This window comes from Flavobacterium sp. DG2-3, assembly GCF_030730925.1.
In the GTDB taxonomy this organism is placed as follows: Bacteria; Bacteroidota; Bacteroidia; order Flavobacteriales; family Flavobacteriaceae; genus Flavobacterium.
Window position 1 is genome coordinate 793,545 of the sequence record NZ_JAVAMB010000001.1, and the last position, 13,579, is coordinate 807,123.

General features: G+C 34.0%; 13 protein-coding genes. 2 read left to right on the forward strand and 11 right to left on the reverse strand.

Going from position 1 to position 13,579, the window contains the following annotated elements:
* Nucleotides 1–232: 232 nt before the first annotated feature.
* The 6 genes from Q9Q97_RS03370 to aspS form a co-directional block, all read right to left on the reverse strand.
* Complete coding sequence (locus Q9Q97_RS03370; protein ID WP_306154571.1) at nt 233–1,471, reverse strand: NADH-quinone oxidoreductase subunit D; 1,239 nt, start codon at nt 1,469–1,471, stop codon at nt 233–235.
* Between the two features lie 21 nt (nt 1,472–1,492).
* Nucleotides 1,493–2,014 (reverse strand): NADH-quinone oxidoreductase subunit C, encoded by a 522-nt coding sequence (locus Q9Q97_RS03375; protein ID WP_306154573.1) that lies wholly within the window; start codon nt 2,012–2,014, stop codon nt 1,493–1,495.
* A gap of 1 nt (nt 2,015) precedes the next feature.
* Complete coding sequence (locus Q9Q97_RS03380) at nt 2,016–2,564, reverse strand: NADH-quinone oxidoreductase subunit B (RefSeq protein ID WP_111378918.1); 549 nt, start codon at nt 2,562–2,564, stop codon at nt 2,016–2,018.
* Between the two features lie 150 nt (nt 2,565–2,714).
* Nucleotides 2,715–3,080, reverse strand: coding sequence for an NADH-quinone oxidoreductase subunit A (locus tag Q9Q97_RS03385; RefSeq protein WP_306154575.1), 366 nt, complete (start codon nt 3,078–3,080; stop codon nt 2,715–2,717).
* Nucleotides 3,081–3,322: 242 nt separating this feature from the next.
* The gene (locus Q9Q97_RS03390; protein WP_007137066.1) at nt 3,323–3,517 is read right to left on the reverse strand and encodes a cold-shock protein; all 195 of its coding nucleotides are present in this window, start codon (nt 3,515–3,517) and stop codon (nt 3,323–3,325) included.
* Between the two features lie 307 nt (nt 3,518–3,824).
* The gene (aspS, locus tag Q9Q97_RS03395; RefSeq protein WP_306154621.1) at nt 3,825–5,576 is read right to left on the reverse strand and encodes an aspartate--tRNA ligase; all 1,752 of its coding nucleotides are present in this window, start codon (nt 5,574–5,576) and stop codon (nt 3,825–3,827) included.
* Nucleotides 5,577–5,733: 157 nt separating this feature from the next.
* Here aspS and Q9Q97_RS03400 point away from each other — a divergent pair, with 157 nt between their 5' ends.
* Together Q9Q97_RS03400 and Q9Q97_RS03405 are read left to right on the forward strand one after the other, a co-directional pair.
* Nucleotides 5,734–6,729, forward strand: coding sequence for a TlpA disulfide reductase family protein (locus tag Q9Q97_RS03400; protein WP_306154623.1), 996 nt, complete (start codon nt 5,734–5,736; stop codon nt 6,727–6,729).
* A gap of 211 nt (nt 6,730–6,940) precedes the next feature.
* A complete protein-coding gene (locus Q9Q97_RS03405) occupies nt 6,941–7,288 on the forward strand; it encodes a toxin-antitoxin system YwqK family antitoxin (RefSeq protein WP_306154625.1) in 348 nt (115 codons plus the stop codon).
* Between the two features lie 59 nt (nt 7,289–7,347).
* On the opposite strand, the gene Q9Q97_RS03410 is transcribed toward Q9Q97_RS03405, so the two are convergent.
* From Q9Q97_RS03410 to Q9Q97_RS03430, 5 genes are all read right to left on the reverse strand, one after another.
* The gene (locus Q9Q97_RS03410; RefSeq protein ID WP_306154627.1) at nt 7,348–8,460 is read right to left on the reverse strand and encodes a PepSY domain-containing protein; all 1,113 of its coding nucleotides are present in this window, start codon (nt 8,458–8,460) and stop codon (nt 7,348–7,350) included.
* 259 nt (nt 8,461–8,719) lie between these two features.
* Nucleotides 8,720–10,273, reverse strand: a complete 1,554-nt coding sequence (locus Q9Q97_RS03415; RefSeq protein ID WP_306154629.1) for a PepSY domain-containing protein — start codon at nt 10,271–10,273, stop codon at nt 8,720–8,722.
* 3 nt (nt 10,274–10,276) lie between these two features.
* Nucleotides 10,277–10,579 carry a hypothetical protein gene (locus Q9Q97_RS03420; protein WP_306154631.1) on the reverse strand — a complete coding sequence of 101 codons (303 nt, stop codon included), beginning with the start codon at nt 10,577–10,579 and terminating at the stop codon, nt 10,277–10,279.
* A 12-nt stretch (nt 10,580–10,591) separates the two neighbouring features.
* Nucleotides 10,592–10,924, reverse strand: coding sequence for a hypothetical protein (locus Q9Q97_RS03425; protein ID WP_306154633.1), 333 nt, complete (start codon nt 10,922–10,924; stop codon nt 10,592–10,594).
* Nucleotides 10,925–10,987: 63 nt separating this feature from the next.
* Nucleotides 10,988–13,480 (reverse strand): TonB-dependent receptor, encoded by a 2,493-nt coding sequence (locus Q9Q97_RS03430; RefSeq protein WP_306154634.1) that lies wholly within the window; start codon nt 13,478–13,480, stop codon nt 10,988–10,990.
* Between the last annotated feature and the right edge of the window lie 99 nt (nt 13,481–13,579).

A 13,579-nucleotide genomic window follows, 5' to 3' on the forward strand; every position in this document is an offset into this window, starting at 1 on the left:
AGCTATCGGGATAGATTTTTTCAAATCTTTGTCCAATCCGTATTCTGCAATCTTGTTAATTTTAGATTTCTGAGTTTAGATTTTAGATTTTTTCAAATCTGTATCTATAATCCGTATCTATAATTTTTTTTAAGTTTTAGATTCTTCAATCTTTATTTGGGTTCGATTTAGAAATCTAAATTTTAAAATCTGCATAGTAATCTAAAATCTAAACTCTTAAATCTACAATCAATTACGCGTCTAATTCTCCTGCAATTACGTTCAAACTTGATAGAATGATAATTGCATCAGAAAGCATAGCGCCTTTAATCATTTCTGGGAATGCTTGATAATAAATAAAGCAAGGTCTTCTGAAATGTAATCTATATGGAGTTCTACTTCCGTCTGTTACTAAATAGAATCCAAGTTCTCCATTTCCTCCTTCTACTGGGTGATATACTTCTGCAACTGGTACAGGAACTTCTCCCATTACGATCTTAAAGTGATAAATTAAAGATTCCATAGAAGTGTAAACATCTTCTTTTGGAGGAAGGTAGTAATCTGGAACTTCAGCATGGTATTCGTTTCCTGGAGGCATTTTCTCTAATGCCTGACGAATAATGCTTAAACTTTCCCAAACTTCAGCATTACGAACACAGAAACGATCGTAAGTGTCTCCTGATTTTCCAACAGGAACAATAAAATCGAAATCTTCGTAAGAAGAATAAGGTTGTGCTACACGTACGTCGTAATCAACTCCTGCAGCACGTAAGTTTGGACCTGTAAATCCGTAAGCCATAGCTTTTTCAGCAGTAATACCACCTACGTTTACAGTTCTGTCAAGGAAAATTCTATTTCTTTCGAATAAGTTTTGGAATTCCTGCCAAACTGGAGGGAATTCTTCAAGGAAAGCATCTAGTTTTTTGAAAACTTCTGGAGACCAGTCTCTTTCAAAACCACCAATTCTTCCCATATTGGTTGTTAAACGAGCACCACAAATTTCTTCGTAGATTTCGTAGATTTTTTCTCTAAATTGGAAAACGTATAAGAAACCAGTATACGCACCAGTATCTACACCTAAAATTCCGTTACAGATAATGTGGTCTGTAATACGAGCCAGCTCCATAACGATAACTCTCAAATATTGAGCTCTTTTCGGAACTTCAATACCTAATAGTTTTTCTACTGTCATCCACCATCCCATATTATTAATAGGAGATGAACAATAGTTCATACGGTCTGTAAGAGGTGTGATTTGATAAAAAGGACGATTTTCGGCAATTTTTTCGAAAGCTCTGTGGATGTAACCAATAGTTGGCTCAGCCTCAAGAATTTTTTCACCATCCATCAACAAGATATTTTGGAAAATACCGTGTGTAGCTGGGTGAGTCGGACCTAAATTCAGTACAGAAAGTTCGCTTCCGTCGTCATTTAGTCTCTCCTTAATTATTTTAGCATAACGATGCTCTGGTGGTAATAATAGTTCTGACATTTTATAATGTTGAATTATTTTTTAGCAATTTGTTGTTGTTCTTCCAAAGAACCTGTCATCCTTATCAGTTCTTCCGCTGTCTTCCAATGGGAATTCTTTTCTCATTGGGTGAGACTGCATTTCGTCCATATTCAAAATACGTTTCAATTGTGGATGGCCTATAAAGTCAATTCCATAGAAATCGAAAGTTTCTCTTTCCATCCAGTTGGAAGACAAGAAAATATTTGAAATTGATTTTATTTCTGGTTTTTCTCCGTTTAGAAAAACTTTGATTTTTAATCTTTTGTTTTCGTACCAGTTGTGTAAATGATATACAACTGCAAACTGACGTTCTGCTTCATTATCTGGGTAATGAATACCGCATAAGTCAGTTAAGAAATGAAATTTTAATTCTGGATCGTTTTTAAGGAATAGAATCAACGGTGTGATTTTATCAGCCGAAGCTTCTAAAGAAAAAATATCTCTTTCTTGTTGAAAGTTAAAAACATCATTGCTGAATGTTTCTACAAGTTTGTCTTGAATTTGGGTATTTTCTAAAGCCATCTTATGAGATATTATATGAAGCTAATAATTCTTGATATTCTGGTGAGCTTCTTCGTCTCACAGATTCGCTTTTTACTAAATCTTGCAATCTCATAACTCCATCAACAATTTGTTCTGGTCTTGGCGGGCATCCTGGCACATAAACGTCAACCGGAATTACTTTGTCAATTCCTTGAAGAACAGAGTAGGTATCAAAAACTCCTCCTGAAGAAGCACAAGCTCCAACAGCAATTACCCAGCGTGGTTCAGACATTTGTTCGTAAACTTGTCTTAAAATTGGCGCCATTTTTTTAGAAATAGTTCCCATTACTAAAAGCATATCAGCTTGACGAGGAGAGAAACTTACACGTTCAGAACCAAATCGAGCTAAATCGTAGTGAGATGCCATTGTTGCCATGAATTCAATACCACAGCATGAAGTCGCGAAAGGAAGCGGCCATAATGAGTTGGCTCTTGCTAAACCAACAACATCACTAAGTTTTGTAGCGAAGAAACCTTCACCAGTAACTCCTTCTGGCGGCGCAACCATATTTACTTTTGAATCGCTCATTTTATTTTAGATTTCTGATTTTAGATTTTAGATTTTTTAAATCGTAAAAAGTAAAATCAATTTTTTAAATCAGTACTTTAAATTTGAGTTCAAATTTTAAATCTCAGTATTAGATAAATCTAAAATCTCAGATCTAAAATCTAAAATCATTTATTCCCACTCTAATGCCTTCTTTTTGATGATATAAAAGAAACCAACTAAAAGCAGAGACATGAAAACTATCATTTTTAACATTCCTTCAACTCCTAAGTCTTTGAAGTTTACTGCCCATGGGTAAAGGAAAATAACCTCTACGTCGAATAATACGAACAAAATAGCAACTAAGAAGTATTTTACTGAGAAAGGAATACGGGCGTTACCAACAGATTCGATACCGCATTCGAAGTTTTTATCTTTAACTTCAGAGGTTCTTCTAGGTCCTAATTTTCCAGAAATAATGATTGTTCCTACCACAAAACCAACAGCTAGAATAAACTGCATTAAAATAGGAATGTAACTGTATTGATCAGATTGCATAAACTTCGATTTTTTACTTAAAAAATGAGCCACAAAGATAACTTGGAACTCTGTAAAACACAAGCTAAAGGAGGAGATAAGTAGTGCTTGAAACCGCGTTTATGTGTAATTTTTATTCATTATAAATAACATTGCGTTATTTTAATATTTTTTTAAGAAATGGGTAAAAAAAAACGTCCCGATATTTCGAGACGTTTTCTGAGACCATTCAGAGGCAAAAAAAATAAATTGCTATATTTTTCTTAGATTACTGCTACTTTAGCAGCAACTTTCCCTTTTCTTCCTTCTTCTTCTTCGTAGCTTACACGGTCACCTTCGCGTAATTCTTCCGCGTTAATTCCTGAAGCGTGAACGAAGATGTCCTTTCCTGTTTCTTCGTCTGTAATGAATCCATAACCTTTAGATTCATTGAAAAATTTTACTGTACCTGTACGCATTGTAATTGTAATAATAATTTATAATAAAACAAATGTAATATATAAAATAATACAAAAGACATCTACGTGTTAATTTTTTGTAAAAATTATTGATTTACAGTGTTTTTACGCGGTTTATTGCATCAATTTATTTATAGAATAGTGAAATTTGCGAATCATTAATTGTAAGAATCTAAAAATATTGCATTTGTAAGAATTTGATAATTCAAAAAAAATAGCCTTAAGATTTTTCTTAACATTTTATTAAACCAAAAAACGCGCTGCAATTGCAACGCGTTTTTAGTTTTTATGAAGGAACTATTTAAAACTAAGCAATATCTACTTTAATTTTTAGTTCTTTTAATTGTGCATCATCAATTGCAGCAGGTGCATCGATCATTACGTCGCGCCCAGAATTATTTTTTGGGAAAGCGATAAAATCTCTAATTGTTTCTTGTCCGCCTAAGATGGCAACCAATCTATCCAAACCAAAAGCAAGCCCTCCGTGTGGCGGTGCTCCAAATTGGAAAGCATCCATTAAGAAACCAAATTGCGCTTTTGCTTCTTCTTCGGTAAATCCTAAATATTTAAACATCAATTGCTGTGTCGCCTTATCGTGGATACGAATAGATCCTCCACCAATTTCGTTACCGTTCAAAACCATGTCGTATGCATTTGCGCGAACTTTTCCCGGATCAGTTTCCAATAAAGCCATATCTTCTGGTTTTGGAGAAGTAAATGGATGGTGCATAGCGTGGTAACGGCCGCTTTCTTCGTCAAGCTCTAATAGTGGGAAATCTACAACCCAAAGAGGTGCAAATTCTTCTGGATTACGCAATCCTAAACGAGTTGCTAGTTCCATACGTAAAGCAGAAAGCTGAGCACGTGTTTTGTTTGCAGGACCAGAAAGTACAAAAATCATATCGCCAGGATTTGCTTCTGTTGCTTTTGCCCAGTTTGCCAAATCGTCTTGATCGTAGAATTTATCTACAGATGATTTATATGTTCCGTCTTCGTTGCATTTTACATAAACCATTCCAGATGCGCCAACTTGCGGACGCTTTACCCAGTCAATTAATCCGTCAATTTCTTTACGAGTGTAGTTTCCTGCTCCCGGAACAGCAATTCCGACAACTAATTCTGCTGCATTGAATACAGGAAATTCTTTATGCTGTGCAAACTCGTTTAATTCTCCAAACTTCATTCCGAAACGAATGTCCGGTTTGTCGTTTCCGTATGTTTTCATGGCATAGTCGTAAGTAATTCTTGGGAATTTCTCTACTTCAATACCTTTAATTTCTTTTAATAAATGTCTTGTCAATCCTTCAAAAACATTCAAAATATCTTCTTGTTCCACAAATGCCATTTCGCAGTCAATCTGTGTAAACTCAGGCTGACGGTCTGCACGTAAATCTTCATCACGGAAACATTTTACAATTTGGAAATATTTATCCATTCCTCCAACCATCAAAAGCTGTTTGAAAGTTTGTGGCGATTGCGGTAAAGCATAAAACTGACCTTCGTTCATACGGCTTGGCACAACGAAATCTCTTGCTCCTTCTGGAGTAGATTTAATTAAATAAGGAGTTTCAACTTCACAGAAATCCAAATCAGATAAATATTTACGAACTTCCATTGCCACTTTGTGACGGAACAATAAACTGTTTTTTACTGGATTTCTTCTGATGTCCAAATAACGGTATTTCATTCTGATATCTTCACCACCGTCTGTTTCATCTTCAATCGTAAAAGGAGGAGTTAAAGCCGAATTTAAAATCGTTAATTCAGAAACTAAAATTTCGATTTCACCTGTTGGAATATTTTTGTTTTTAGCTTCACGCTCAATTACAGTTCCTTTTACCTGAATAACAAATTCTCTTCCTAGAGTTTTTGCCAATTCAAAAACGGTTTTATCGGTACGGCTTTCGTCAAAAATAAGTTGTGTAATTCCGTAACGGTCACGTAAGTCAACCCAATTCATAAATCCTTTATCACGAGATTTTTGAACCCATCCCGCTAGTGTAACTTCCGTATTAATATTTGAGGCATTTAATTCGCCACAATTATGACTTCTATACATAATCAAAATTTTAGACTGCAAAAGTAAACACAAAATTCAAATTAATATAGTAAAGTGAGAAGTTGATGCAGAATAATTTTAAATATTTTGTTAATTGTCAAATCTGAAAGCTTTAATTTATTTAGTTTTGATTATCTAAAAACTAATTATAATACCTATGAAAAAACTTTTTATTGCGGGTTTGGTAATTTTTAATGCTTTGAATGTTATCGGTCAAAGCAAAAATTCAATAAAATTTACCGCAAAGATTGCCAATAGAAATAGCGATACTCTTGTAATAAGAGGTAGAGATAATTTCAGACAAGTAATTCCAATTGATAAAAAGGAAGTTTTTGCTGCAACTTTTGATGCTCCTCAGGGTTTTTATGTGTTTTCTGACGGAAAGGAATCTTCTAATTTATACTTAAAGCCAAATTCTGAAATCAATTTAACAATGGATGCAAAAGAATTTGACGAAACTATTGTTTATAAAGGTAAAGGTGTTGATGAAAGTAATTTTTTAGCGCAGCAAGCCCTAAAGGACGAAAACTTTCAGAAAGATGCTTTTACTAAAGAACCAGCTGAATTTACTGCTTTGCTTGACGGCAAATTAAAATCGGATACAGAAACTTTAGAAAAGAATAATTTTGATCCAGAGTTTAAAAAATCTTTAAAACTTAGTTTCGAAAGTTTTCACCAATATGGCACAGAACAATACGAGAGAGTTGCAAAAGCTAATAAATTGACTGGAAAACCTTCTCCGGGTTTTGACTATGATAACTATAAAGGAGGAAAAACAAAACTTTCTGACTTGAAAGGGAAATATGTTTACATTGATGTTTGGGCAACTTGGTGTGCACCTTGTAGAGCTGAGATTCCGTATTTACAAAAGATCGAAGAGAAATATCATGGAAAGAATATTGAATTTGTGAGTATTTCTATTGATAAATTGAAAGACACTGAGAAATGGAAAAAATTTGTAAATGATAAGCATCTTGGCGGTACACAGCTATTGGCTGACAAGGATTGGGAATCTGAGTTTGTTGTTAACTACGGTATATTAGGAATTCCGAGATTTATCTTGATAGATCCAAATGGAAATATTCTGAAATCTGAAGCGGCAAGACCGTCTGATCCTGAATTAGATAAACAGCTTAGCGCATTATTGAACTAAATTTTTTACGAAATTTAAAACGTTTTCGTAAAATAGCATTTTTTATAGAATACTAGTAAAACCAGTGCCTGAGCGCTGGTTTTTTGTTTTTTTGAAGTTTTCCAATGTTAAGTTTTTATTCTATGTTACCAAATTGTTAAGCAAAAGTTTTTTTAATGTAAACATTTGATTATATTTGATAAAGATTTCTTAACATTAAATACCTAAAGATATGAAAAAGAGTGTAATTTTAGCTGCAATATTGTTCTCAGGAATTGTAGTTGCACAAGAAGGAAAGCCTGAATTGGAAGCTGCTGGAAACAAGGTAAAAGCAACGTATTACTATGACAATGGTAAAGTACAGCAGGAAGGCTTTTTTAAAGACGGTAAATTAGACGGTGTTTGGGTATCTTATGACGTAAATGGAAACAAAAAAGCCGTTGGAGAATATACAGACGGAGTAAAAACTGGAAATTGGATTTATTTTAATGAAAACAGTTTAAACGAAGTTGCGTATGTAGACAATAAAGTAAGCTCGGTTAAAAGCTTACAGAAAAATGCTTTAGCAAACAGAAATTAATCATAATTTCAGAAACCCCAATTATAAAAAAACCGTCCCGATACATCGGGGCGGTTTTTTTATGCTTTTACTTTTTTAGATTTTCTGTTTCTTCCATACCAAATTATAAATCCACTAACGGGTAGCGCGGCAGCAATTAAACTTACGGTAAAAGCTAAAATCTTTCCAGGAAGATCTAAAACTTGTCCGGTATGTATTCCGTAATTCATTTCTACAATTTGGAGTCCTAAAGTTTTTTTATCGAAAGTCTGGCTTTGAATTAATTTTCCGCTTGACGGATGAAAATAATAATTGCTCTGCTGATCATAGCGCAATGTATGCGGATAAGCGCCAGTGCTCACAATATCTCCTTTTTGCTGGGGAATCATTATAAAAAACATTTCTGCTTTTGGCTCTAATTTCTGGGTCTGAATAAATGCTTTGTCAATTGCTGTAATCGAATTGGTTTTGAATGCAGTAGTATCAATTACAGGAGTTTTGGTTTCGGCTGCTTTGTCTCCGCCCAAATTAAAAGATTTGTAAATTCCGTCGCCAACCCATTCGTAGGTAAAAGTAAGTCCAGTTATGGCTAGAATTAAGGCAATTATCGAAATGTAAAAACCTGTAGTATTGTGCCAATCATAATTGATACGTCGCCATTTGGCATTCCATTTAATGGTAAAACTTCTTTTGAGATCACTTTTTCGTTTTGGCCACCATTGTATAATTCCGGAAATGAGCAACAAAATAAAAATGATAGTTGCTCCACCAATAATATGTTTTCCGATATAGTCGGGCAGAAGAAGATACAAATGAATGTATTCTACAATGATGAAGAAATCAGTTTCGGGATTTTCTGATTTTAGATATTTTCCCGTGTAGGGATTAAAATATAAATAAAGATTTCCGGTATCTGAATAGGTGTAAACAATTGCCGATCTGTTTTTTCCGTAATAAGCAACCATGCTGGCTTTGTTTTCTGGAACAGCTTGTTTTGCTTTTTCCTGCAATTCAGACGGCAATAAAAAAGGTTTGTTTTGAGGTTCAACCAAACGCCATTCTTTTCGGGTAATGTCTTTTATTTCGTCATGAAAACAAAAAATACAACCCGTAATACAGACTACAAAAACAATAAGCCCAGAAATTAATCCGAGCCATTTGTGCAGAAATCGTATTTTGGTCTTGAATCCCATTTTTTGATTAAAAGCGTAAAAGTATGCTCAAAATTTATAAGGGACAAGTTATTGTAAGTATTTTGTTTGAAAGTGGTTAATATGAGCGGAATAAATTAATCTCGCAAAGTCGCGAAGTCGCAAAGTTTTTTTAGCCACAGATTAAAAAGATTAAAAGGATTTTTTTATCAGCGTGAAAGAAAAATTTTGCGACTTCGCGACTTTGCGAGATTCAAAAAAAACGTAGTGCCTTTGTGCCTTCGTGGCACAAAAAAACCTTTTAGTTAGAAACCTCTTTTTTAGGTTTTAAATGATAAGCCGTGTATAGCGAAATGGAAGCCAAGAAAATCCAGAAAACATCAATAAAGAAAATCTGAATTTTGTTTTCCATAAAAGAAGTCCAAAACCAATCTCCAGAAACGATACCGTTTGTAATTGGAATCAAGAATCCTAAAATACTTCCCGAAATCAAACAGAACTTGTTCGTAAAAGCATCATTCTTTTTAATAATAAAGAAGATCGTAAGGATTAACCATCCACCAAAATAAAGTGCAAATAAATTAGATTGGCTTAAAGGATAGAAAATTTTACTTCCAATGAAAGATAGCGCTGTTATAGGATACATGCTTAAACAAATAGCCAAATAAATGCGTACCACTGCAGCGTTAAAACGTCTTTTCTTTTCTGGCAAATTGTTTTTTTGTCGAGCAACAAGCCAAATCATAACTCCAGAAATGATCACAAAACAAGTTATAATTCCTAAAATGAAACTTACGATTTTTAAAGCGTATCCGCCGTAATCTCCAAAATGAATACGGTATAAAACAGTTTTTACGGCATCAAGATAATTGTTTTGTGAAACTGGATCTTTTTTAGCAATTTCTTTTCCATCAGATACGCGATATACTGCTTTTCCAACGCCGACAAATTTTTTATGAGATAATAATTCGCCTTCAACCAAAACATGCATGTTAATATCTCCGTAATTCTGAATGATTACTCTGGTGATTTCAAAATCTTTCCAGTTGTTTTTTGCCTTTGCAACTAATTCATTTATATTAAAAGGATTGGCCAGTTTTTTATTTTCAAAAGTATAATCAGGATCGTTGTATTCTAATTCGTCATACAGTTTTTTATCATCTCCTCCATAAAGAGCCATTACAGCGGGAGCAACGATTAAAAGTTTAATCATAAAAAAGGCTCCTGTAACCGCATAAACAAATTGGAATGGTAGACCAATCATTCCTAATGCAGTGTGTGCATCTGTCCAAAGTGTTTTTAATTTTTCTTTTGGGCGAAAGATGTAGAAATTAGATACAATTTTGTTCCAATGCAATAAAACTCCTGTTACGATTGCAAATAAGAAAAACAAAGCTGTAAATCCAGATAAATAATATCCGGCAGGATAAGGAATCTGCGCTAAAAAGTGCAGACGGTATAAAAGTTCTCCCAAAGAATACGATTCTTCGTAAGTGTACGATTTAAAATTTTTAGCATCAAGATAGAAAAATGAACCTTCTTTTTGTTTGGCTGGTGCCAAAGTATCTTTGGTTCCTTCCATGTAAACGGCTACTCTTTCTTCGACAGAAGGTTTAGAAATGGTAATATTTCTTCCGTGAAGGATATGTTTTTTGTCAAGATCTTTCAGTGCACTATTGTAGTCTAGTTGGATTTCTCTTGTAATTGCAGTGGATTCACTTCTTTCCCAATTGATGATTTCATCTCTAAAAAAAGAAAAAGACCCAGCAAAGAAAATTACAAAAAGAACTACGCTGATAACGATTCCGCTAACAGTATGTGTATGAAAATAGATATTGTAATGACGGTTATTCATAAATTATTTTGCCGTTGGATGGTAAGTTTGACCTAAGTAAATAAAAAGACAGAACACTAAAGTAAGAAGAATGTAAATTCCCCAGATTTTCCAACCACTTTTGGCTAGAAAAGCAATGACCATAAGAGCAACCCAAAGAATAAAACCGCTATAAGCCATTGTCATTAAAACATTAGCTCGGTTAAACCAAGCCGCAAGGGCAAGGTGAAAAGAAACGGCAACGAAATAACCGCCTAAAATTGCGGCCGTGATTTTAAGAAAACGCGGCAAAAAGGCTGGAGTTAAATATTTTGGATTTGCTGGCATTCGTTATTTGATTTAAGCGTAATAAAATTCTAAAATAGAAATGATGATCAAAAGTGCTAAAAGCGCTTTGTGGTTTACCTTTTTCAGTGGTGCTAAAATGATAATTAAGCTTCCAACAGTCATTAGCTGAATAAAGAACATCAAAGTGCCACAGCCTAAAGATTGTGTGTAAAGCCAAGATGCATAAGCAATCAATAATAATCCTAGACCTGTAAGTTTGGTTTGCTTTGGATTGTTTTTCATCCATTTTTCAAAACCAAAATCATACGATAAAACCGCTCTTTTTGAGGTGTAATAAAGCGTGTAAAAAGCTAAAAAAACGATAAGACTGGCTATAGTAATCATAATCTTAGAAATTTAAAAAACACCTTTCTAAATTTTTAGAAAGGTGTTTTTGTGAATTATTTATTAAAATCTATATGAAAAGTTTGCAGACACACTTCTCATGTTTTTTGGGTGAATGGTTGACCATCCGTCATAAGTGTCAACATTTGCAATGTTGTCTAGCTTAAGCGTCAATGTAAATTTCTCTGTTCCGTAGAAAATAGATGAATTTAATACGGTGTAAGAAGGAAGTGTAAACTGACCCACAACATTTCTGTTCATGATTAAGTTTTTATCAGCATAATTTCCTCCAAAACCTAAACCAAATCCTTGTAAATCTCCTTGTGGGAATTTATAGCTTGCCCAGAAGTTTGCAGTGTTTCTTGGTCCAGAGCTTTCTGGTCTATGTCCTACAAAAGAAGGATCTCCAGCATTTAGGACAGCATCAACGTAGCTGTAACCTGCAACGATGTTTAAACCGTCAATTGGGCTTGCAACGATTTCTGCTTCAAAACCTTTGTTTCTTTGTTCACCATCCTGGTAAGAGGTTTGAGTTGGTACTCCGCCTGTAGAACCATAAACAGTATAAACTTGATCTGTTACCTTAATATCGTAGTAGCTGAATGTTGCATAAACTTTATCTTTAAGAACATTTAATTTCGTACCAATTTCAAATTGGTTAGCGTGTTCTGGTTTGAAAGTTCTTGGAATACCCATTCCGCCTAAGCCGGTATCAGTTGTTGGAGCTGTGTTAGTAAAACCATCCATATAATTAGCAAAAAGCGATACTTTATCAATAATTGGCTGATAAACGATACCAAACTTAGGTGAAAAAGAAGTTTGGTTAAAATCATCAGCATTTGTAGTAACGTCACCTTCTGTCATAAAACGGTCAACACGTAAACTAGCCATTGCTGATAATGCAGGCGTAATATTGATTACATCAGATACGTAAGCGCTAATAACTTCTTGTTTTGTTTTGTTGTTGTTTGCATCAGTTGCTGCAATAAGTTTGTCAGAACCAGCTTTTGTTAGATTACCGCTATCATTATCTGTAATGTATTTTGTTGGATCTGTAATTCCAAATAAATAATTATTTACAGTTGCTACATCTAAGTTTCCGATATAAACATATCCGTTTGATACGTATCCTGAACCATTGTCAACTTGTCCTCTATTAAAATAATCCAAACCAACAACAATTCTGTTTCTTAAACTGCCTAATTTAAAGTCGCCAATAAAGTTTTGTTGAATATCTGTTGTTAATGTAGTAGTGTCTTGGTAATTCATAGAACGTCCTAAAACAATTCCTTGATTAATCTGCGTCGGTGCAAATTGTGTTCCTTCGTATAAATAAGTATAATACCCTTCAGATTTAGATGATCCTCTAGATAGAACTGTTTGAGAAGTCCATTGGTCAGAAATTTTGTAATTCATCTGTCCTTGAAGAGAGTAAGAAGGAGTTTCGATAAATAATTCGTTGCTTGTATAAGAACGTTTGTTGTCGTATCCTAATTCATCCATGTTATGAACTCTCAACTCTGTTCCTCTATCTAAGAATAACATAGTTGGGTTCGTCTGTTTGTTATTCATGAATTCTGTATTAATCAAGAACGAAAGTCTATCACTAACTTGGTAAGATAATGAAGGAGCAAAGAAAAACGATTTTCTAAATCCAGCATCTTGAAAACTATTTTCGCTGTGGTAAGCTGTGTTAACACGGAAATTAATTTTGTGTTCATCATCTAATGGAGTGTTAACATCTGCAGTAACACGGTTTAATCCGTAGCTTCCAGCAGTGTAGCTTACTTCTCCACCAAAATGATCGTAAGGTTTTTTTGTAGTAAGGTTAATTAAACCTCCGTAAGAAATTAAACTACTTCCAAATAAAGTTCCAGAAGGTCCTTTAATAACTTCAATTTTGTCAATGTTTGCAGGATCGATGCTTCCGTTATTCAAAGCTGGCAATCCGTTTGTCATAGTTGGCTGTACAGCAAAACCTCTAAGAGAGAAGTATCCTGCACCGTCGCCACCACGACCTGTAGAAGCCCAAAGCGGAGATAAACCTGGAGCATTTTTTAATGCATCATCAATATTTGTAACTACTTGTTCTTTTAAAAGTTCAGCAGTAATGGTAGTATAAACTTGCGGGTTTTCAAGATTTTTAAGAGGTAATCTTGAAACTTGTGTTGTTTCTTTACGTGCTAACGGGTTTTTTCTGTTTCCGTTTACCACAATTTCATTCAATTCTTGAGAGTTTTCGCTAATTCTAAAATCTTCAATAATAGAATCGCCTGCATTAAGGCTAACACTTTTTTCTTTAGAAGAATATCCAATTCCAGAAACTTTGATTACATAATTTCCTGGTTTAATGTTTTTAATTTCATAGAAACCGTTTGCATCTGTACTTGTTCCTATTTTTGTTCCTTTCAATACTACAGAAACGTTGTCTGCAGCTTCATTATTTGTTAAGCTAATTTGGCCTTTAATAGTTGCTTTTTCTTGAGCCAAAGCAGATACGCTGGTCATTAAAGCAAAACAAAAACTCAAAAAAGAAATTGTAAATTTGAATTTCATTTTTATTTAGAATTGATTTTAATAGCGCAAATGTACATGTTGAATGCATATAATGCAAGCTATTCTTATTTATTCTAAATAATTTTTTTAAATAATCAT